At 65.7% G+C, this 19,635-nt stretch carries 18 protein-coding genes and 2 pseudogenes; 11 read left to right on the top strand and 9 right to left on the bottom strand.

The features are described from left to right. Positions 1 to 138: 138 nt before the first annotated feature. Together hemN and A5906_RS32735 are read left to right on the top strand one after the other, a co-directional pair. The gene (hemN, locus tag A5906_RS32740) at positions 139 to 1,491 is read left to right on the top strand and encodes an oxygen-independent coproporphyrinogen III oxidase (RefSeq protein WP_080139264.1); all 1,353 of its coding nucleotides are present in this window, start codon (positions 139 to 141) and stop codon (positions 1,489 to 1,491) included. A 194-nt stretch (positions 1,492 to 1,685) separates the two neighbouring features. Further along, positions 1,686 to 1,883, top strand: a complete 198-nt coding sequence (locus tag A5906_RS32735; RefSeq protein ID WP_011089822.1) for a DUF1858 domain-containing protein — start codon at positions 1,686 to 1,688, stop codon at positions 1,881 to 1,883. Between the two features lie 108 nt (positions 1,884 to 1,991). On the opposite strand, the gene A5906_RS32730 is transcribed toward A5906_RS32735, so the two are convergent. Next, the gene (locus A5906_RS32730; RefSeq protein ID WP_080139263.1) at positions 1,992 to 2,702 is read right to left on the bottom strand and encodes a Crp/Fnr family transcriptional regulator; all 711 of its coding nucleotides are present in this window, start codon (positions 2,700 to 2,702) and stop codon (positions 1,992 to 1,994) included. 129 nt (positions 2,703 to 2,831) lie between these two features. Here A5906_RS32730 and A5906_RS32725 point away from each other — a divergent pair, with 129 nt between their 5' ends. Further along, complete coding sequence (locus A5906_RS32725) at positions 2,832 to 4,043, top strand: NnrS family protein (RefSeq protein WP_080139262.1); 1,212 nt, start codon at positions 2,832 to 2,834, stop codon at positions 4,041 to 4,043. Between the two features lie 3 nt (positions 4,044 to 4,046). Here A5906_RS32725 and A5906_RS32720 read toward each other — a convergent pair whose 3' ends face one another. Beyond that, on the bottom strand, positions 4,047 to 5,084 hold the full coding sequence (locus A5906_RS32720; protein ID WP_080139261.1) for an AraC family transcriptional regulator: 1,038 nt from the start codon (positions 5,082 to 5,084) through the stop codon (positions 4,047 to 4,049). 204 nt (positions 5,085 to 5,288) lie between these two features. Here A5906_RS32720 and A5906_RS32715 point away from each other — a divergent pair, with 204 nt between their 5' ends. Further along, a complete protein-coding gene (locus A5906_RS32715) occupies positions 5,289 to 5,912 on the top strand; it encodes a response regulator transcription factor (protein ID WP_080139260.1) in 624 nt (207 codons plus the stop codon). Between the two features lie 155 nt (positions 5,913 to 6,067). After that, complete coding sequence (locus A5906_RS32710) at positions 6,068 to 7,747, top strand: mucoidy inhibitor MuiA family protein (protein WP_080139336.1); 1,680 nt, start codon at positions 6,068 to 6,070, stop codon at positions 7,745 to 7,747. 47 nt (positions 7,748 to 7,794) lie between these two features. Here the strand turns inward: A5906_RS32710 and A5906_RS32705 are convergent, their stop codons facing one another. From A5906_RS32705 to A5906_RS45500, 4 genes are read right to left on the bottom strand one after another with little or no spacing between them, the layout of a single operon-like run. Then, positions 7,795 to 8,595, bottom strand: a complete 801-nt coding sequence (locus tag A5906_RS32705; RefSeq protein WP_080139259.1) for a heme ABC transporter ATP-binding protein — start codon at positions 8,593 to 8,595, stop codon at positions 7,795 to 7,797. Next, positions 8,592 to 9,683, bottom strand: a complete 1,092-nt coding sequence (locus tag A5906_RS32700) for a FecCD family ABC transporter permease (RefSeq protein WP_080139258.1) — start codon at positions 9,681 to 9,683, stop codon at positions 8,592 to 8,594. Before A5906_RS32700 ends, A5906_RS32705 begins: the two co-directional genes overlap by 4 nt. Continuing rightward, complete coding sequence (locus tag A5906_RS32695; RefSeq protein WP_080139257.1) at positions 9,680 to 10,630, bottom strand: heme/hemin ABC transporter substrate-binding protein; 951 nt, start codon at positions 10,628 to 10,630, stop codon at positions 9,680 to 9,682. The genes A5906_RS32700 and A5906_RS32695 overlap by 4 nt, the downstream gene beginning before the upstream one ends. Before the next feature lie 6 nt (positions 10,631 to 10,636). After that, on the bottom strand, positions 10,637 to 10,843 hold the full coding sequence (locus tag A5906_RS45500) for a hemin uptake protein HemP (RefSeq protein ID WP_080139256.1): 207 nt from the start codon (positions 10,841 to 10,843) through the stop codon (positions 10,637 to 10,639). 332 nt (positions 10,844 to 11,175) lie between these two features. On the opposite strand from A5906_RS45500, the gene A5906_RS32685 reads away from it, so the two are divergent. The 6 genes and pseudogenes from A5906_RS32685 to A5906_RS32660 all read left to right on the top strand — a co-directional run. Then, the coding region (locus tag A5906_RS32685) for a TonB-dependent hemoglobin/transferrin/lactoferrin family receptor (protein WP_245327037.1) at positions 11,176 to 13,478 on the top strand (2,303 nt) is incomplete at its 5' end. A gap of 137 nt (positions 13,479 to 13,615) precedes the next feature. Beyond that, on the top strand, positions 13,616 to 13,948 hold the full coding sequence (gene hmuQ, locus A5906_RS32680) for a heme-degrading protein HmuQ (protein WP_080139255.1): 333 nt from the start codon (positions 13,616 to 13,618) through the stop codon (positions 13,946 to 13,948). Positions 13,949 to 13,972: 24 nt separating this feature from the next. Then, on the top strand, positions 13,973 to 14,476 hold the full coding sequence (gene hutX / locus A5906_RS32675) for a heme utilization cystosolic carrier protein HutX (protein ID WP_080139335.1): 504 nt from the start codon (positions 13,973 to 13,975) through the stop codon (positions 14,474 to 14,476). 27 nt (positions 14,477 to 14,503) lie between these two features. Beyond that, positions 14,504 to 15,280: a tonB-system energizer ExbB gene (exbB, locus tag A5906_RS32670; protein WP_080139254.1), complete on the top strand. Its 777-nt coding sequence runs from the start codon at positions 14,504 to 14,506 to the stop codon at positions 15,278 to 15,280. A gap of 3 nt (positions 15,281 to 15,283) precedes the next feature. Beyond that, positions 15,284 to 15,730, top strand: coding sequence for a TonB system transport protein ExbD (gene exbD, locus A5906_RS32665; protein WP_080139253.1), 447 nt, complete (start codon positions 15,284 to 15,286; stop codon positions 15,728 to 15,730). After that, positions 15,730 to 16,476, top strand: a pseudogene (locus tag A5906_RS32660) (energy transducer TonB family protein); the annotation flags it as partial. The gene exbD and the pseudogene A5906_RS32660, both read left to right, overlap by 1 nt. 315 nt (positions 16,477 to 16,791) lie before the next feature. Here the strand turns inward: A5906_RS32660 and A5906_RS32655 are convergent. The 3 genes and pseudogenes from A5906_RS32655 to A5906_RS46050 form a co-directional block, all read right to left on the bottom strand. Then, the gene (locus A5906_RS32655) at positions 16,792 to 18,147 is read right to left on the bottom strand and encodes an esterase-like activity of phytase family protein (RefSeq protein ID WP_080139252.1); all 1,356 of its coding nucleotides are present in this window, start codon (positions 18,145 to 18,147) and stop codon (positions 16,792 to 16,794) included. 140 nt (positions 18,148 to 18,287) lie between these two features. Continuing rightward, on the bottom strand, positions 18,288 to 19,256 hold the full coding sequence (locus tag A5906_RS32650) for an MBL fold metallo-hydrolase (RefSeq protein ID WP_080139251.1): 969 nt from the start codon (positions 19,254 to 19,256) through the stop codon (positions 18,288 to 18,290). 137 nt (positions 19,257 to 19,393) lie between these two features. Then, positions 19,394 to 19,489, bottom strand: a pseudogene (locus A5906_RS46050) (carbohydrate ABC transporter permease); the annotation flags it as partial. Positions 19,490 to 19,635: the final 146 nt, after the last annotated feature.

Below are 19,635 nucleotides of genomic sequence, written 5' to 3'. Positions count from 1 at the left end.
GATTGAACGTCATCATCGGCCAAATTTGGCGTTCGGACTTTGAGCGAGCGCAAGGTTGCTGATCTGGAAATGGGTAGTCTGATGCCATCCGGGATTTTCCGCGCCGCGCCGCGGCATCGATTTACGAATAGGTAACACATGAGATCCGATCTCGCAGCGAGCTACGGCGAAGAGAGGTTGCCGCGCTATACGAGCTATCCGACCGCGCCGCACTTCTCGCCGGCGATCGGCGCCGATACCTACGCCCGGTGGCTGTCGGAGCTTCCCTCGGCAGCCAGCGCGTCACTTTATCTGCACGTGCCGTTCTGCCGCGAGATGTGCTGGTATTGCGGCTGCCATACCCAGATCGTGCGCCGCGACGAGCTGATCGCGGCCTATCAGCGAACGCTGCGCAGCGAGATCGCGCAGGTCGCCGAAACCATCGGCCGCCGCATCAAGGTCGAGCATATCCATTTCGGCGGCGGTACGCCGACGATCATGGCCCCGGAGGCCTTTGCCGAGCTGATGGCGGTGATGCGCCAGTCGTTCTTCGTGCTGCCTTCGGCCGAGATCGCCGTCGAGATCGACCCCAGGACGCTGACCGCCGACATGGTCGAGGCCATGCGGCTGTCCGGCGTCAACCGCGCCAGCCTTGGGGTGCAGAGTTTCGACCCCGTCGTGCAGCGCGCGATCAACCGCGTGCAGAGCTTCGAGCAGACCGCGTCCGTCGTCGACATGCTCCGGCGGGCCGGCATCGCGGGACTCAATTTCGATCTGATCTACGGGCTGCCGCATCAGACCGTCGCCTCGTGCCTCGACACCGTGCGGCGCGCGCTCGAGCTCGCGCCCGACCGCTTCTCGGTGTTCGGCTATGCGCACGTGCCGGCTTTCAAGAAGCATCAGCGCATGATCAACGAGGCGGTGCTGCCCGACGGCCTTGCGCGTCACGACCAGGCCTGTGCTATAGCCAATGCCCTGAAAGAGGCCGGCTACGTGCAGATCGGGCTCGATCATTTCGCGCGCTCAGATGACGCCATGGCCGTGGCCTTCAAGGAGCGTACGCTGCGGCGCAACTTCCAGGGCTATACCACCGACAGGGGCGAAGTGCTGCTCGGCTTCGGCGCCAGCGCCATCGGGCACCTGCCGCAGGGATACGTGCAGAACGACGTGCAGATCGGCGCCTATGCGCAGAGCATTGCCGCTGGCCGCCTCGCCACCGCCAAGGGCTATGGGCTCACCGACGACGACCGGCTGCGCGCCGACATCATCGAACGTATCATGTGCGAGTTCAGCGCCGATCTCGGCGATATCTGCGCGCGCCATGGTGTCGAGGCCGGCCCGATGCTCAAATCCGCGTCGCGCCTGAAGCCGCTGATCTCGGACGGCGTCGTCAGGCTCGACGGCGACCGGCTCGCAGTCGCAAACGACTCACGCTTCCTGGTCCGCAGCGTCGCCGCCGCGTTCGACGCGCATCTGGATCCGGGAAGGCAGCTGCACAGCAGGGCGGTGTAGCTGCGTCATTCCGGGGCGCGCCTTTTTTGGGGCGAGCCCGGAATTCATTTCACCGGACGAATTGCTGCCCGATGGATTCCGGGCTCGCGCTACGCGTGCCCCGGAATGACGAGTTGAGGAATTGGCAACAGCTTGCGCTCCGACAAAGAAACTCAGGCCCGCTCCGCTATCGTCGTCTCGGAACGGAGTTGTCCATGCCTTTTGGATCCGACGATCTGGTCGATGACATCATGCGCACGGCGCCACACACGATCCGCGTGTTTCTTGCCTTCAGGCTCGCCTGTGTCGGCTGCCCGATCGCAACCTTCCACACGGTGGAAGACGCTTGCCGCGAGCACGGCATCGACCGCGACAAATTCCTCGCTGCGCTCTGCGACTGCGTGCCGGCGTGAGACGGTCCGGAGTTCGCGCGGGTGCGTGCGGATTCCCGGGTGAGGGTCAAGCTTTGGCCGTAAGCCGAGGCGCCCTCACCCCTATCTTCAGCGACAGCGGTGCGGCGCTCACGCCGCGCCGCTGTCGGGAGTCCGTTCCGCCAGCACGACGATCTTGTGCGGTTCGCGCAGGATGATGCGCTGACGGCCGCTCTCGACGAGGCCCTGGCTTTCCCAGCCGCTGAGGATGCGGCTCACGGTGTGCAGCGTGGTCCCGGTCATCTGCGCGATGTCCTGGCGGCTGATCGGGAAGTCGATCTCGATGCCGCGATCGAGTTTTTTCCCGGATTGCTTGGCGAGACGCAGCAGTACATGCGCGACGCGCTGCTCGACTTGCTGGGTCGACATTTCCAGGATGCGGGTGTGGCTCTCCTGGAGCCGGGTGCCGACGGTCTGGAGCGTATTGGCGGCGAGCGAGGGAAACCGCTCGACCAGTCGCGGCCAGGCCGAGGTCGGCCAGATCAGCACCACGCTGTCGTCGACCGCCATCGCGGTTGCCGGGTAGCGCGAGGCTCCGATCGCCATCGCGAGCCCGAACGTCTCGCCGGGCGCGACATAGCGCACCACGATCTGCTCGCCGGTCGGGGTGGTCTTGGCTGCGCGGACATGGCCGTGCAGCAGCAGGAAGAACGACAGCGCGTCCGCGCCCTGCTCGAAGATGGCGGTGTTCTTCGGGTAGCGGGCCGACCTGGCCTCGCGCAGGATCTCGTCGAGGGCGTCCGGCGCGAGCCCCGAAAACAGCGGCAAATGCGCAACCAGCGATGTGTCGACCTTGGCCATTCTGCCTCCTTGGCGCTCCGGAGTGTGATGGCACCTGCAATCGTCCCGCAATTTGCGATAGCGCAAAACCGGCCGCCCGGGACGGCAGTATTTTTCCAGGCAATGATCTGAATTGACAGGAGTTGCCCCATGGCTGGCGCCCGATCCCGCAACTTTGCGGGCTGGCCGCTGTTTGCGAACAGTTTTCGGCCCTTTTTCCTGCTCGCCGCCATCCAGGCCGGGCTGTCGATTCTGGCCTGGCTGCCGATGTTCTACGGCGAATTGTCGGTGACGTCGGCCTTCGCGCCGCGCGACTGGCACGTCCACGAGATGCTCTATGGCTTCCTTCCGGCGGTGATTACCGGCTTCCTGTTCACGGCGATCCCGAACTGGACCGGGCGGCTGCCGATCCAGGGCACGTCCCTCGCCGCGCTGCTGGTGGTCTGGCTGGCCGGCCGCCTTGCAGTGACCTTGTCCGCCGAGCTCGGATGGGCCTTCGCGCTGGCCGTCGATGCCGCCTTCCTGGCGCTTGTCGTCGCGGCTGCGACGCGCGAGATCATCGCGGGCGGGAACTGGCGCAACCTGCCGGTGGTGCTGCTGGTGGCCATGCTGCTCGCCGGCAATGTCGGTTTTCATCTCGAAGCGCATTTCGAAGGCGCGGCCGATGTCAGCATCCGCGTCGGGGTCAGTGTGGTTGTGCTGCTGATCGCGCTGATCGGCGGCCGCATCATTCCGAGCTTCACCCGCAACTGGCTGGTCAAGTTCAATCCCGGGCGCCTGCCGGTGCCGTTCGGACGTTTTGACGGCGCGGTGATCGGAGCGAGCGCACTGGCGCTGATCGCGTGGATCGTGGCGCCGCTGAACCTGATGACTGGTGTCGTGATGGCGGTGGTCGGCGTGCTGCATCTGGTTCGCCTCGTGCGCTGGGCGGGCGATCGCACCACGCGCGAGCGGCTGCTGCTGATCCTCCATGTCGGTTATGTCTTCGTTCCGTTCGGCTTCCTGCTGCACGCCCTGGCGGCCTTCGGCGCGTTGCCGCCGAGTGCCGGCATCCACGCCTGGATGGCCGGTGCGGCGGGAACGATGACGCTCGCGGTGATGACGCGTGCAAGCCTCGGCCACACCGGACAGGCGCTGACTGCCTCGCCCGCGACGCAGGCCATCTATGTCGCGATCGTCGTCGCGGCGGTGGCGCGGGTCTGCGCGGTGGTCGTACCTGCGCATGGCGACGTGCTGCTGCACCTCGCCGCCTTCGGTTGGGTCGCGGCATTCCTCGGCTTTGCGATCGCGTTCGGCCCGCTGCTCGCCGGCAGCCGGTGGCGTGCGCTCGCGCTCATGGGCGTGCCGGCGCCGGTACGCTAACGCTTAGGCCGCGCTGGCCGACGGTACGTCGGCCGGCTTCGCCAGCGGCCGCATGCCCTTGCGCCATGCGGTGATGCTGCAGCCGAAGCGGCCGCGGAACCAGCGCGCCATAGCGCTTTGCGCGGAGAAGCCGAGTTGCCCGGCGATATCCGCCAGCGGCCGGTCGGGATCGTCGATCAGCTGGATCACGAGATCGGCGCGCTGGGCGTCGAGGATGGCCGAGAAGCTGGTGCCCGATGCGGCGAGGTGACGGTGGATGGTGCGGCGGGTGCAGGCGAGATGCTCGGCCACGCGCTCGACGGTGCAGTCGCCACTGGCGAGCAGGGCTCGCACCACCTCGTCGACCTTTCCCTCCCAGCTTGCCGGCCGCGTCTCGATCGCCTCGATCCGCTTGCGCAGATAATTCGCGATGAGAGGATGCGCGCTCGGGATGCCGCGCTCCATGTCGTGTGCCGACAGCAGGATCGAATCGTCGTCGGCATTGAAGGTCACACGGCATCCGAAGAAATCGCGGTAGCGTTTGCGGTCGCGCGGCGGCGGATAATGCAGGTGCACTTCCTGCGGCCGCCAATCGCTGCCAAACAGCGACTGGATGATGCGGTGGATGCTGCCCAGCGCCATGTCGATCGACTGTCGCGGCGCCGTCGGCTGCCGGCCACGCAAATGCAGCGTGAGTTTCACCGTCTGCTTGTCGCCGGTGACGTCGAGCTTCATGCCGTCGTGATGGACATGGATGAAGCGCGAGAACGCTTTAATGGCTTCACCGACGGTCGCCTGTTCGCGCACGATCAGGCCGACCGCGCCGAAATTGGTCAGGCCGCCGCGCTCGGCGAGCCGTAAGCCGAAATCTTCGGCGCCCGACGCCTCCGCCGACAATTCGAGCAGGCGGCGCAGGCTGGTCACTGCAATCGGCGTATCGGGCTTGTCGAGCACGGCCATCGGCAGCCGGACCTTGCGCATCATCTGCCTGGGGTCGAGCCCGACTGACCGGGCGACCTCCGGGTAATAGCTCAAGCCTGCGCTGCGAATGAGGTCGGTCATGCGAACCGTTCGTGCCAGCCATTCCCGCAGATGTCCCGAAATGTAAAGTTTCTGTCCCCATCCGTCAAATCCGGGAACGGAATGGAACATACATAAGGGAAACCGAAGCACAGGCGTGAATGCCGTGCTCACGACGGCACGGCAGGGCGACGGGGCCCCCGGCCGTCTCGGGCCATTTGACCAAGACATTGCTGGATCGGGATTATGCCGGGGAACATGCTTTCCAAGGGCGAGGTATTCGTCATTGACACTGACGCCGCCTCCCGCGAACAACTTTCCGCCGCGCTCGAACAGAGCGCCTATGACGTGATCTGCTTCGCCGACGGGGCGTCCTTGCTCTCGGAGGCCAAGGCGCGGATGCCGGCCTGTGTGCTGCTGGAGATGCCGCCGGATCGCTCTGCCCTCGACGTGCTCCGGCGGCTGCGCGAGGAGAATTGCATGGCGCCGGTCCTCGTGACCTCGGCGAACGGCAGCATCGCCATGGCAGTCGACGCCATCAAGAGCGGCGCGACCGACTTCATCGAGAAGCCGTTCCGCACCCACGACATCGTTGGGCGGATCGATGCCGCCATCGACGAGGTCGCGCAGCCCGGTTCGTGCCGCCAGCGCTGGTTGCCCGGCCGCGAGCCGCTGACCGGGCGCGAAGGCGACGTGCTCGAGCATCTCGCCGCCGGTCTCACCAACAAGGAGATCGCTCGGCGCATGCATCTGAGCGCCCGGACGGTCGAGGGCTACCGCGCCAGCATCCTGAAGAAGGCGGGCGCCAAGAACGTGACCGATCTGCTCCGCCGCATCTTCGGCCAGGGCGGCGCGCCCACTCAGACTTGAGGCGCCCGAGGCGTTCCGCGGCCTCGGTGCTGCCGTAGCCCCGCCTCACGGAAACCCCAATCGAACCGGTTCCTTCGCTGCCGCGTCCAACCATGTTGGCGAGGCATTTGATCGCGCGTCCGGCTGGCGGCGCGGCGATACGGCAGGAGGGATTTATGCGCATCACCGCAAGATGTTTGGCAACCACGAGCCTGGTTCTGGTGACCACGGCATTCGCGTTGCCGTCATGGGCCGCCGATCTGGACGCCAATTCGGCCATCGATACCGTCACCGTTTATCCGGATGGTGCGACCGTCACTCGCCTCATCACGATCGATCTGCCGTCCGGTGACACGACGCTGGTGGCGAAGGACTTTCCGCTCGGTCTCGATACGTCCTCCATCCGCGTCGAGGGGGAGGGCGGCACAAAACTCACCATCGGCACCATCGACGCGCGGTCGCCGCGCGCAGCGCCGGTCAATCTGCCCGAGCTGGACAAGCGGATCGAGGCGCTGAACGACCAGCGCGCCGATCTGCAGGGTGCGATCGACTCGGCCAATGCTCGGCGCAAATTTGCGGAGCACTTTGCGGAAGCGTCTCCCGTCGGCATCGGCGAGAAGGGCGAGGCGCGGCCGATTGCCGAATGGCGCGCGGCCTTTGCCGCGGTCGGCGAGGAAGTTGCGAGTGCCGATAGTGCTGTTCGTGATGCCACGCGCAAGCTGCGCGAGATCGACCGACAGATCGCCCAGCTCGATGTCGAACGCAAGGCCAAGCCGCCGAGCAAGCTCGAGGTTCGCATGGACATTGCCGCCGCAGCCGCGACCAAGGCGACGTTGCGGGTCACTTACAATGTGCGCAATGCGCGCTGGCTGCCGCTCTATGACGCCCGGCTCGACACCGGCGCCAAGGACCGCAAGCCGCAGCTGGAGCTGGTTCGCCGCGCCGAGATCACGCAGTCGACCGGCGAGGACTGGTCGAACGTGACGTTGGGCGTCTCCACGGTGCGGATCAGCCGCGGCGGCAGCGCGCCGGAGCTGAATTCGCTCGTCGCGCAATATCCGCAACCGCCGAGGCCCATGGCCCTCGGCACGGCCTCGGATCTGGCACGGCCCGCCGCTCCCGCACCAATGCTGCGCAAGATGGAGGCGGCACGCAGCCGGGAGGAATTTGATCTGCCGGCCCAACGAGCCGACGAACAGCAAGCTGTTGCAGAGATCGGCGACTTCCAGGCCACCTTCAAGATTCCCGGCCGCGTCAGTCTCGGCGCCGCCGAAGGCGCCAAGAGCCTGAAGATCGCTTCAATGAACGTGCCCGCCGATCTTGCGGTCCGCGCTGCGCCGGTGATGGATACCACCGCCTTCCTCGAGGCCAGCTTCAAGCAGACCGACGACACCACGCTCCTGCCCGGCAAGGTCGCGATCTATCGCGACGGCGTCTTTGTCGGCCGCGGCAAGATTTCTGCGTCGGCCAAGGACGACATCGTGCGCCTGGGCTTCGGCGCCGACGACAAGATCAAGATCGAGCGCGCCGTGCTCAAGCGCAACGAGGGCTCGGCAGGACTACTGGTCACGACCTCGAAGACCGACGAGCGTTCGTTCAAGACCACGGTCCGCAACGGCCACGACTTCCCGATCAAGGTCACGATCGAGGATCAGCTGCCGGTCAGCGAGAATGAGGACATCGTCGTCGAGATGCTGCCCTCGAGCACGCAGCCGACCGTCAGCAACATCCGCGACAAGCGCGGCGTGCTGGAATGGTCGTTCGACACCAAGCCCGGCGAGGCCCGGGACATCAACTTCGCCTGGCGCATCCGCTGGCCGAAGGACAAGAGCGTGGTGATCGTGCCGGCGGGGTAGGCGGTGCCCTTCACCTCGCCCCGCAAGCGGGGCGAGGGAGTGCACCGTCATCGCGAAGCGGGCACCGCCCGCATCGATTGCGGCAGCACATACGGCACGCCGTCGGCCTCGTGAACGACGGCGTCGATCTCGAAAATGTCGCGGATGATCTCGCGCGTGACGACATTCGCGCGCGGGCCGTCGGCTGCGAGCCGGCCACCGCTTAGCACCACCAGCCGGTCGGCGAAGCGGATCGCGAGATTGAGGTCGTGCAGGATCGCGATCACGGCGGTGCCGGCAGCAGCGCGACGGCGCGCCGCTTCGACGAGGTCGATCTGATGGCGCAGGTCGAGGCTCGAGGTCGGCTCGTCCAGCAGCAGAAGTCCCGGTCCATGCTCGGCCTCGCCGCAGGCGAGCTGCACCAGCACGCGGGCGAAATGAGCGCGCTGCTGCTCGCCGCCCGACAGCGTCGGCAATTGCCGCTCGCGGAAATGCGAAAGGCCCACTTCGTCCAGGGCGGCGTCGACGAGCGGGCCAACCTCGCGAAGGCTGCGCTCGCCCGCCCCCATCAGCACGACCTCCTCGACGGTGAAGGGGAAGGTGACGTTGATGTGCTGGGACAGCATGGCGCGGCGTGCGGCGAGCTCGGGCGGCGTGTAGCTGCCGATGTCGCGCTGCTTCAGCCGCACCTCGCCTTCGCTCGCGCGGAGATCGCCGGAGAGCAGCCGCAGCAGCGTCGACTTGCCGGCGCCATTCGGGCCGATGATCGCGACCATCTCGCCGGCCGCAACGGTCAGGCTGACGCCATCGAGCAGCGTGGCGCGGCCGGCGCGCTTGACCAGGCCACGCGCCTCCATCACGGCGCTCATGGCGCGGCGAGCCCGCGCTGCCGCAGCAGGATGCCCAAAAAGACCGGCGCGCCGACCGCCGCGGTCAGGATGCCGATCGGCATCTCCGCGGGCGCCACGATGGTGCGCGCAAGTGTGTCGGCGCCGACCATCAGGATCGCGCCGAGCAGCACGGAGGCCGGCAGCAGCAGCCGGTGCGCAGGTCCAATGACGAGGCGCAGCAGATGCGGCACGACGATGCCGACGAAACCGATGACGCCGCTGATCGAGACCGCAACGCCGGTCATGGCGGACACCATGACGATCGAGATGCGCTTCAGGCGCTCGACATCGACCCCGCCGTGAAAGGCGTCGGCTTCGCCAAGCACCAGCAGGTCGAGGCCGCGGGCGATGAAGGCGCAGGCTGCGAGCCCGGTGCCGAGGACGGGCGCGAGCACCGCGGCCTTGGTCCAGGTCGCGCCGCTCATCGAGCCCAGCATCCAGAACGTGATGTCGCGCAGCTGGCGGTCGTCCGCGATGAACACCAGGAGCCCGATGCCGGCATTGGCGATCGCGGTGATGGCTACGCCGGCCAGCAGGAAGATCGCGATCGAGGTCCGCCCTGAGCGGCTGGAGATGCCGTAAAGGATCGCGGTCGTCGCCAGCGAGCCCGCGAAGGCCGCGAGCGGCAGCAACTCGGCCTGGAGGAAGCGCAGCGTCTCGCCGAAGCGCGAGTCCGTGAAGACGATCGCGCTCGCCGCCGCAAGCGCGCCGCCGCTGGAGACGCCGACGAGGGCGGGATCGGCGAGCGGATTGCGAAACAGCCCCTGCATGATCGCGCCGGCCGCCGCCAGCAGCCCGCCGACCATCGCGGTCGCGGCGATCCGAGGGATGCGGATCGACCACAGCACGAGCTGGTCGCGCGCGGTGAGGCTATCTGGGGTCGCGTTGCCGGCGAAGCCGAGCGCGTTAGGCAGTCGCGAGAGTGGAATGCCGGCAGCGCCGACAGTCAGCGCGACGATCGCGGTGGCCGCGAGCACCGCAAGCAGAAGGGGGATCGCGAACGATGCGGACCGTCGTCCTGCATGTCGTCGCAGGCCTCGTGCTCCGGCCCCGATCGCCACACTCATTGCCGGCAATTCACAGCCGACAGAGCCGACGTGAATGCGCCGCCCTCGGCCAGCGCTGGATAGAGCTTGACCGAGAGATCGCGCGCCGCTGCCGCCGTGCGCGGTCCGAAGCCGAGCAGATAAAGCCCGTCCATGGTGATGAAACTCTTGTTGGCCGCGACCGGCGTCAGCGCAAAGCCGGGATGCGCATAGATCGCGTCGGCTTGCAGCGAATCCTTGCCGCGCTCGATCGAGAGCACGACATCGGGCTTTGCGGCCACGATCGCCTCGTCGCCGATCACCTTGTAGCCGTCGTAATCGTCAACCGCGTTGGCGGCACCTGCGAGCTGGATGATCTCGTCGGCGGCGGTCTTGTGGCCGGCGACCATCGCGCGCCCGTTCTGCAGCGACATCACGAACATCACGCGCACCGGCTTCGTCACCTTGGCGCGTAGCGCGCGGAGCTGGGCCAGATCGGTGCCGACGGCAGTGCTGAGGCACTCCGCGCGCGCATCGACGCCCATGGCGTGGCCGACCAGCTTGATCTTCTCGATCAATCCGTCCTCGGAGAAGGTCTCGGGCACCAGCACCAGCGGCACCTTCGCCGTCTCCAGCACCTCCATGGTCTCGCGCGGGCCGGAGCCCTGGATCGCCAGGATCAGCGTCGGGTTGAGGCCGAGCACGCCCTCGGCCGAGATCTGGCGCATGTAGCCGACATTGGGTTTGTCGTGCAGCGCCGCGGCCGGATAAAGGCTCGTGGTGTCGACACCGACCAGCCGGCTTTCCAGCCCGAGCGCATAGAGGATTTCCGTGATCGCGCCGCCGATCGAGACCGTGCGCGCGAAGTCGGCAACAGTGACGTCGCGATTGCGCGCGTCATGGACCGTGATGCCGGCCGCATGCGCGCTCGACGCAAGCGCGATGGTGCCTGATAGCAGGAGGTTTGCGAGGGTGCGACAAAATGTCATTGCGGGTCACTTCGTCAGGATCAGCTTGTTCTGCGAGGTCAGGCGAAGGCGATAGCTGTCCTCGCCATGCGCGATGATGATCTCGCGCTCATGCGCGAACAGCTCGCGGCTGTCGATCCGGCTTCCGCGCATAGTGAGCGTTCTCGTTGTCGCAGAAGAGCTTTGTGTCGGCCCCGCCGCGTCGCCGTGATTGTCTCCAGATGTTGCCGACATATTGCCCGTGTGATGCGCTTTCGAAATTCCGGATGCCGCTTGTTTGTATAAGCGGCATCAGGCGCATTCCAACGGCTGCAATTTACAATTGATATAAACTGCAACCCGGCGTCATTGACCGTCAGAGTGTTGCCACGTAACCAAATATGGCAGCGGGCAGACATGTCCGCGCCTTGAGACAATCAGCCAGCCAGTCGCCGCGTCGTGTGGCGCACGCCAGCCACAAGACACCAAAACTGAAGTGAAGTGCAGGCTGGGGCTGATATGGCTGACGGGGCTAGGTATTCGCGCGCCTTGATCTTGGGCGCGTCGGTGGTTTCAATTGCGGCGGNCCGCCGATCAAGCTGCGCATTCATCCAAGCCGGCGAAACCCAAACAGGCCAAGCGCAAGCCGGCCACACAGCAAGCCGGTCAGCGGCCGCAGGCCAGCACCAGCGTGTGGGATGCGCGCGCGCAGGCGATCGTCGGTGTCCAGGCGCTCGACACTATCACGGCGGCGGCCTCCAAGACCGACGAGCGCGCAGTCGATGCGCTTGCGCCGGTCAGTGTCGTGACCTCTGCGCAGATCGAGGCCCGTCAGGCCAGCACCGTCGGCGATCTCATTTATAACGTGCCGGGCGTGTGGGTTCAGAACCGCGGCGACGAGCCTTCCACCTCGATCAATATCCGCGGCTTGCAGGATTTCGGCCGCGTCGCCGTCGTTGTCGACGGTGCGCGGCAGAACTATCAGCGCACCGGCCATTTCGCTAACGGCTCGTTCTTCCTCGATCCCGAATTGATCAGCGGCATCGACATCGTTCGTGGCCCCACGGCGAACATCTACGGCACCGGAGCGATCGGCGGCGTGGCGTCGTTCCGCACCAAGGATATCGAGGACGTCGTGCCTGCCGGCGAGCGCTGGGGCGTCGACGTCAAGACCATTCTTGGCAGCAATTACGGGCGCGCGCTCGGCTCTGTCTTCGGCGGTGTTCACGTCAATCCGAACGTGGATGTGTTCGCGGGCGGCACCTATTCGACGCAGGAGAGTTACAGGGACGGCACCGGCTTCGAGGTCGCCAACACTGGCAACCGGCTGAGCAGCGGCATCGCCAAGCTAACGGTGCGCCCGGCCGACGGGCACGAGGTCAAGCTCGGCACCATCTTCCAGGAAGACCTCTACAGCGTGGGCCAGCCGCCGCGCCGTGCCGGCGATCCCAACTCGACCAATGCGAACGGCACCAACAATTTGAACGGCACGTCGATCTACAGGTCCGACGTCAAGAACTACACCACGACACTCGGCTGGAAATATTCGCAGCCGGACGACCAGTGGTTCGACTGGGATGCGAAGGTCTACTGGAACCGCACCGAGAACGACCAGATCAAGACCGGGCATACCAGCGCGACACCGTCGGTCTTCTGCGGTGGCGTGCCCGGCAACGCCGTGTCCGGCTGTATCGGCAGCAACCGCGGATATCTGCTCGATACGATCGGCGTCGACGTGCACAACACCACGCGGTTCGACACCGGCAGTTGGCGTCACGCGGTGACTTACGGACTGGACGCCTTCCAGGACAAGGTCTCGACGCAGGACAGGACCGGCACGTCGGAGGTGACGACGCCAGGCGGCCAGCGCACGCTGTCCGGCGGTTTCGTGCAGTGGAAGGCCAACTACACGTCCATGCTCGAGATGATCGGCGCGCTCCGTTACGACAATTATCAGCTGTCCTCGGGCACCACCTCGTCCGGCGGTGACCGGCTGTCGCCGAAGATCACCGTCGCGCTCGTTCCGACAGCGGTGGTGACGCCCTATGTCAGCTACGCCGAAGGCTATCGTGCGCCGTCGATCACGGAGACGCTGGTCAGCGGTCCGCACTCCGGAGCCACGGTCAACGACTCCTTCTTCCGCTGTCCATCGGGCACGCCGGGGCCGGGCGCGGATTCGACCTTCTGCTTCGTTCCGAATCCGAACCTGCGGCCCGAGGTGGGCAAGAACAAGGAAATCGGCTTCAACATCAAGAAGGACGATCTGTTCGCGGCGGGCGATACGCTGCGAGCCAAGATCAACGTGTTCCGCAACGACATCTCCGACTTCATCGACCAGGTCGCCTACGGAAACCCGCTGGTGGTCCCCACCGGCCCGCCGCCGGCGCCGTCCATCACCGTGCTTCCGTTCCTGCAATATCAGAACGTCGCGTCCGCCCGCATCCAGGGTTTCGAGGCCGAGGCGATGTACGACGCGAACACCTGGTTCTTCGGCCTTTCCGGCACTTACCAGAACGGCAAGAACCTGCAGACGGGATTTGGCCTCTACAGCGTTCCGCCGCAGAAGGTCACCACGACCGCCGGCGTGCGCTTGCTGGACCGGACCCTGATCCTCTCGGTGATGTGGACGTCGGCGATCGCGAATTACGACATTCCGCCGAGCTACACGCCGGCGACGTCCTACGATCTCGTCAACCTTTACGCCCAGTATCAGCCGCGGCCGGATCTCACGCTCAACTTCTCGGTCGAGAATCTTCTCAACCAGTACTACCGGCCCTACGCCATTCCGGTCGGCAGCACGGGCGATACGCAAAACGACGTGAAATGGGCGAGCGCCGGCGCCGGCCTCGTGGTGAAGGGGGGCCTGAAGTATCACTTCGGCGGCATCTAAGGGCAGGCCCGCCGCCCCGAACGGGGACGCCGTATTGACCTCTAGAGCCACGCTGATGTCCCAGCGTGGCTTCGGCCCATTCTGAATCTGGTCGGCATTCGCCGATCGATCGACAAGACTGACAGGAGAAAGATTGAATGTTTATCGCGATGAACAGGTTCCAGGTGAAGCTCGGTTCGGAAGCCGCGTTCGAGACCGTCTGGCGCACCCGCGAGTCCTATCTCGGCAGCATGGCGGGCTTCGTCGAATTCCACCTGCTGAAGGGACCGGTCGCCGACGGTCACACCCTTTATTCCTCGCACACGGTGTGGGTCGACAAGGCTGCGTTCGAGGCCTGGACACGCTCGGAGGAATTCCGTCGCGCCCATGCCCGCGCCGACAACAGGACCGGCGAAAGCCTCTATCTCGGCCATCCCAAATTCGAGGGCTTCGAGGTGATCCAGAGCGAACGCAAGGCCGTGGCCGCCTGAGACTGCGTGAAAAAGGAGCCGGACATGCTGAGCACCGATTTCGCCGACCTCAAGGCGTACATGGCCGACAATCCCGGCGCGGTGATCGAGGACGTCGCGCGCGAGCGCAGGGTCACCCCGCGCGCGGTGATCGAAGCGCTGCCGCCGTCGATGGTGCGCATCGGAAGCGGCGAGCATTTCGCCGCCGGCATGCAGGACATCGCCGGGTGGGGCGAGGTGACGCTGATCGTCCATACCGATGATGCGATCTTCGAGTTCACCGGGGCCGTGCCGGCGGGCGAGATCGGCCGCGGCTATTTCAACTTGATGCAGCCGAAGGGATTGCATGGCCATCTCCGCCACGAGCGCTGTGCGGCCATCGCCTTCGTCGAGCGTCCCTTCATGGGCAAGGTCTCGGCCTTCGTCGCCTTCGTCAATGTCGACGGCGGCATCATGTTCAAGGTCTTCGTCGGCCGCGACGAGACCCGGGCACTGCGCAGCGACCAGCTCGTGCGGTTTCGCGCGCTCGCGGACCGGATCGCGGCATAATTTCCCTCTGTCTGTCGGGAGATCAGGATGCAAGGCGGGTCCAGGCTTCGGCACGTGATCCTAACAACCGCGCTGACGCTCGCGCCGGCGCCGGCCTTGGCGATCGACGAGGCGCTGTTGCCGCGCAATCTGTCGCCCTGGGGCATGTTCCTCGGCGCGGACATCGTCGTGAAGGCGGTGATGATCGGGCTCGCCATGGCTTCCCTGGTGACGTGGACGGTGTGGCTCGCCAAGACCATCGAGCTGCGCCGCAAGAGCGCGCTCGCCTTCGAGCGCACGCGCGCGCTCGAAGGCAGGATGAAGCTGGCTGAGGCGGCGGAGCGGACCGGCGACGCGCACGATGCCGTCGCCCAGCTCATCCAGTCCTGCGCGAAGGAGGCGGAGCTCTCCGGCGGCATTGTCGATGATGGCCTGCAGGAGCGGGTGGCGCTGCGGCTGGAGCGGGTCGAGGCGGCGATGTCGCGGCAGATCGCGCGCGGCACCGGCGTGCTCGCGACCATCGGTGCCACCGCGCCGTTCGTCGGCCTGTTCGGCACGGTCTGGGGCATCATGAACGCCTTCATCGGCATCTCCGAGAGCCACACCACCAGCCTCGCGGTGGTCGCGCCCGGCATCGCGGAGGCGCTGCTCGCCACCGCGCTCGGCCTCGTCGCCGCGATTCCGGCGGTCGTGATCTACAATCATCTCGTCCGCGGCATCGCCAATTACCGCGCGCTGCTTGGAGATGCCTCGGCGCAGCTGATGCTGCTGGTCAGCCGCCAGCGCGACCACGGGGAATTCCGCCTGGCGCGGGCGGCGGAGTAGGCCATGGCTTTGAGGCTCGGCGCACGTTCGCCATCGCCGCTCAAGCGCGGCGACCCCGGTGATCTCGACGTCGCCCACGAGATCAACGTCACGCCCTTCATCGACGTGATGCTGGTCCTGCTGATCATCTTCATGGTCGCAGCCCCGCTCGCCACCGTCGACATCGGCGTCGATCTGCCGGCAACCGCGGCCGAGCCCGCGCCGCGTCCGGACAAGCCGGTCTTCGTCACGCTGAAGCCGGATCTTTCGATTGCGGTCGGCGAAGATGTCGTGGGGCGCGACGCGCTCGGCATCTCGCTCGATGCCGCCACCCGGGGCCGCAAGGATGAGCGCATTTATCTCCGCGCCGACAAGGCCGTGTCCTATGGCGACCTGATGGAGGTGATGAACACCATGCGCAACGCCGGTTATCTCAAGATCGCCCTCGTCGGTCTCGACGGGCGCAGCTGATGGCCGCCGCGAACGCCTTCGCCCTGCACGCGCCGCCTGGCGAGCGTGAAACCGCGCGCTGGGCCGCATCGGCTGCGGTGATCGTGGCGTTGCACATCGCCGCCGCGCTCACTGCGATGAGCTGGCTCAGGACGCAGCCGGAGCAAGGTGTCAGCCTGCCGGCGATCATGGTCGACATGTCCCCGGTCACCTCGAGGCCGCAGCCGACTCTGGACGACGTCGCGCCGGGTCCACTGATGCAGGAGGCCGACGCCTCGCCGCCGGAGCCGGTGCAGCAGCAGGCCGTCGAGGACACCATCGCGCCGACGCCGCCGCAGGAAAAGCCTGAAGTCGTGGCGGCGCCGGAGAAGCTGGAGCCGCTACCTGCCAAGCCCGAGCCCGCGAAGATCGCGCCGGTCGAAAAGTCTGCGCCCGAGAAGCCGAAGGTCGTTCGCCGCGAAGCGAAGAAGCCCTCGGACGCAACGCCTGCGCCTCGCACCAGCGCACCGCCGCGTGCCGAGCGCGAGGCACCGATGGCATCCGCCATGAGCTCAGGCGCCGTGGCCTCGGCGATCGCGTCCTACAATCAGCGCGTCCGCGCGCATCTGATGCGCTTCCATCAATATCCGTCCGCAGGCGGTGGGGCGCGCGGTGTCGCGCGGCTCAGCTTCACCCTCAGCCGCAGCGGGCAGGTCACGTCCAGCCGCCTCGGCGGTTCCTCAGGCGTCGCGGCCTTCGATGCCCAGGCCATGTCCATGGTCCGCCAGNCCGCCGATGCCGGACGAGATCAAGAACGGCGCAATGAGCTTTACGATTCCGGTGGAGTTTACGGTGAGGTGACGACGCTCTCTCGCTCCCTCGCCCTGTTCTTACGGAGAGAGGGTGGGGTGAGGGGATGTCTCCACGAACTCACCGAGAGTGCGGGAACGGAACTCTATCCTCGTCATTGCGAGCGCAGCGAAGCAATCCAGACTGTATCCGCGGAGAGATTCTGGATTGCTTCGCTTCGCTCGCAATGACGGAGGGTGTGGCGCCGCCGTCGTTTCCAACTCTCTCCCCGCAAGCGGGGAGAGAGGGTCAGCTCACTTCGCCTTCAGGAAGTCCGCGACTTCGAGCAGCATGAACTCGTCGTCATCGGCCTTGTTGGGATCGCGGCTGGAGGAGAACGGCAGATTGTTGTCGTTGCCGACGATGATGTGGGTGTCGTCGACCCGGTCGACGTTCTCGATGGTGAAGAACGGGAAGGTGTAGACGCCGTCATTCAGGGGCTTCTTCGCCTTCTTGTCGGGGTCCTGGATCTTCATCAGGTCGATATAGCCGATCTTGCGGACGGGCTTGCCGACATTGGCGTCCGAGAGCTCGATCTTGTAGATGCGCTTGAATTTGGCGAGATCGGGGAAGCAGTTCTCGCCGCGCTGGCCTTGCGGGCAGGCCTTGTCGGCGGTGCCTTCGCCATTGTCGCGTTCGATGATGAGGCCTGCCGTCGGATCGATCATGTTGAAATCGCCGATGGCGTTGCCGTTCTGCTCGAACACGTATTGCCAGTAGCGGCCGGTGAATTTTTCGGCGGCGACGTCGAATTCGAGGATGCGGGAAGCTTCCTTGCCGTCGACCTTCTCCCAGTCCTTCTTGTCGGCATCCCACAGCGGCCCCTCGAGCAGGCCGTAGAGGAATTTGCCGTCCTTCGACGAGGCGAAGCCCTCAAAACCCTTGGAGCGGCGGAGATTGACGTTGGTGTAGGTCGCGCCAGGCGCGCCCGGCGTTGCCACCGCCCAATGGTCGGGCGAGCGCACGAGCTTGCCGTCGGCAACGGTCTCGAACACGCCGAGAATTTTTCCGGACTTGTCCGCCTTCAGGATGTAGGGGCCGAACTCGTCGCCGATCCAGAAGGTGTCGCCGATGATCTGGAAGCCCTCGGTGTCGAAGTCCGAGCCGGTGAGATAACGCTTCTGGGTGTCTTCATGGACGATGCGGAAAGGCACGCGTCTGTCGGGATCGTGCAGGAAGATGGTCTCCTGCCGCTCGATCTTGCCGTTCGCCCAATCCATCTTGTAGCGGTTGAGGTACAGCATCGAATCCGGCGAGTTGGCGCGGGCGCCCATTCCGTTGTCGGTGATCACCCAGTAACTGCCGTCGGGCATGTGCTTGATGCCGGAATGGCCCTGCAAGGGCTGGCCCTTGAACGGCAGCGACACGCCGGTCGGGCGCTCAAAGGACTTGCCCATCACGGTACCGAGCGCGTCGACGCGTTTTCCCGTGGTGTACTTGCCGGAAGTCTTGAGATCGGCGGGCGCATCCGCCGGTGCGTCGATGAAGGTGGCGGCCGGCATCACAACGTGGCCGGCGAGCTTGGCCGGGAATTCGCCTTCGCTCTGCGCGAGCGCCGAGCTCGCGGTGAGAATGATCGTTGCGACGGAAGCGAGAAAAGTCGCGCGCATGTGCGTCTCCTGTTAGCGGACGCACGCCTTATGCGGATGGCATATTGCAGTTTTGTGAAACCGGGCGAAAGGCCGCAGGGCCCGGTTACCCCCTTACCACGCGGGTGAGTCGCAGCGCATCGCAAGCGCTGCAGCCGGCATCACACGCCCTCATAGACCAGCCTGGTGAAGTAGCCGGGATCGACGAGGAACTGCCCAAAGTTCGCATCGAATGCGGCCGTGGGCTTGGCGGCAACAATCTCGTCACGCGACTTTCCCTGCTTCTTGAGATTGCCGACATTGTCCCGGATGGCGACCAGCATGTCGCGGAAGGCCTGCAGCTCCGCCTTGTTGCTGACGGGCTTGCCGTGACCGGGAATGACGATGGTGTCGTTGTTGGCCGCCGCCAGATTGGCATCCGACGCCGTGATCATGCCGTTGATGCTGCCGCCGGTCGAATAGTCGATGAACGGATAGATGCCGTTCCAGTAGGTGTCGCCGGCATGAAGGACGTTGGCCTCGGTAAACATCACCGAAATGTCGCCGTCGGTATGTGCCGGCCCGTAGTACCTCATCGCAATCGATGCGCCGTTGACCTTGAGATCATGCTCCTTGGCGAACACCTGGGCCGGGACGGCGCTGGCGGGCAGGGCGAGGAAGTTATAGTCCCAGTCCTCGACCCGCTGAACGACGGAGAGGTGCTTGCGGGTATTTTCGTGCGCAATGATCTTGGCGCCGGCCGCCTGCAGCCATTCATTGCCGTCGGCATGGTCGAAGTGCCAGTGCGTGTTGATGAGGTGCGCGATCGGCTCCTTGCCGAGCTCGGCCAGCGCCTTGGTGAGCTGAGGGCGCGAGACGCCGATGCCAGCGTCGACCAGAAGCTTGCCGTCAGGTCCCGTGAGGACGGCGATGTTGCCGCCGGATCCTTCCAGCACGCTGATATTGTTGCGCAGCTTGTAGGTCGTGATCGGGGACGTTGCCGCGCTGTCCTTGATCAGGCTGACGAGGCCGCGCGCCTCCGCGAAGGCCTGTCGCGGCGTGAGCCAACCCGTTGTCGCGGCAAAGGCGCCGCCGACGCAACACAGACAAAAGCCCCGTCGGGACAACGAAGGGAGTTCTGGCGTTCCCATGCGATGCTCGCTTTCCTCGATGCTTATTGGCGGCGCCAACGATCGAACCGGCCGCAGGGACGGCTGGTAGCACCAAAGAAGACAAGCGATCTACCACGATAGCACGATCAGCCGAGGTCGCGCGGACGCTGCTACTCCTTTACCGCACCGGTCAGGAGCCAGGTGCAGAATGGCACCAGGAAGGTCGGATAGACGAGGATCAGGGCCAGCGGCGAGTCGAACAGGCCGAACTGCCGCGCTCTCCCGCTCCCGATCAAATCTCGCGAGGGTCCGCCGGCGCGGCAACCTCGCGAAATCCGACAAAGGTTAAGCAATCTTGCGGGCGAGGAAATCGCGGATCAGCGGAGTGACCTCGTCTCCCTGTGAAACTCGGTGCTCG

The organism is Bradyrhizobium sacchari (assembly GCF_002068095.1).
GTDB classification, from domain to species: Bacteria; Pseudomonadota; Alphaproteobacteria; order Rhizobiales; family Xanthobacteraceae; genus Bradyrhizobium; species Bradyrhizobium sacchari.
The sequence above is the reverse complement of the archived record's forward strand: the minus strand, read 5'-3'. Positions and strand labels throughout refer to the sequence as shown.

What these genes read in the sequence shown, in the direction of transcription:
- exbD (WP_080139253.1), top strand. Translation starts at nt 15,284, where the DNA reads ATGGCTTTGAGGCTCGGCGCACGTTCGCCATCGCCGCTCAAGCGCGGC.
- A5906_RS32695 (WP_080139257.1), bottom strand. Translation starts at nt 10,630, where the DNA reads ATGACATTTTGTCGCACCCTCGCAAACCTCCTGCTATCAGGCACCATC.
- A5906_RS32715 (WP_080139260.1), top strand. Translation starts at nt 5,289, where the DNA reads ATGCCGGGGAACATGCTTTCCAAGGGCGAGGTATTCGTCATTGACACT.
- A5906_RS32720 (WP_080139261.1), bottom strand. Translation starts at nt 5,084, where the DNA reads ATGACCGACCTCATTCGCAGCGCAGGCTTGAGCTATTACCCGGAGGTC.
- A5906_RS32725 (WP_080139262.1), top strand. Translation starts at nt 2,832, where the DNA reads ATGGCTGGCGCCCGATCCCGCAACTTTGCGGGCTGGCCGCTGTTTGCG.
- A5906_RS32655 (WP_080139252.1), bottom strand. Translation starts at nt 18,147, where the DNA reads ATGCGCGCGACTTTTCTCGCTTCCGTCGCAACGATCATTCTCACCGCG.
- A5906_RS32650 (WP_080139251.1), bottom strand. Translation starts at nt 19,256, where the DNA reads ATGGGAACGCCAGAACTCCCTTCGTTGTCCCGACGGGGCTTTTGTCTG.
- hemN (WP_080139264.1), top strand. Translation starts at nt 139, where the DNA reads ATGAGATCCGATCTCGCAGCGAGCTACGGCGAAGAGAGGTTGCCGCGC.
- A5906_RS32700 (WP_080139258.1), bottom strand. Translation starts at nt 9,683, where the DNA reads ATGAGTGTGGCGATCGGGGCCGGAGCACGAGGCCTGCGACGACATGCA.
- hmuQ (WP_080139255.1), top strand. Translation starts at nt 13,616, where the DNA reads ATGTTTATCGCGATGAACAGGTTCCAGGTGAAGCTCGGTTCGGAAGCC.
- A5906_RS32730 (WP_080139263.1), bottom strand. Translation starts at nt 2,702, where the DNA reads ATGGCCAAGGTCGACACATCGCTGGTTGCGCATTTGCCGCTGTTTTCG.
- exbB (WP_080139254.1), top strand. Translation starts at nt 14,504, where the DNA reads ATGCAAGGCGGGTCCAGGCTTCGGCACGTGATCCTAACAACCGCGCTG.
- A5906_RS32705 (WP_080139259.1), bottom strand. Translation starts at nt 8,595, where the DNA reads ATGAGCGCCGTGATGGAGGCGCGTGGCCTGGTCAAGCGCGCCGGCCGC.
- A5906_RS45500 (WP_080139256.1), bottom strand. Translation starts at nt 10,843, where the DNA reads ATGTCGGCAACATCTGGAGACAATCACGGCGACGCGGCGGGGCCGACA.
- A5906_RS32710 (WP_080139336.1), top strand. Translation starts at nt 6,068, where the DNA reads ATGCGCATCACCGCAAGATGTTTGGCAACCACGAGCCTGGTTCTGGTG.
- A5906_RS32735 (WP_011089822.1), top strand. Translation starts at nt 1,686, where the DNA reads ATGCCTTTTGGATCCGACGATCTGGTCGATGACATCATGCGCACGGCG.
- hutX (WP_080139335.1), top strand. Translation starts at nt 13,973, where the DNA reads ATGCTGAGCACCGATTTCGCCGACCTCAAGGCGTACATGGCCGACAAT.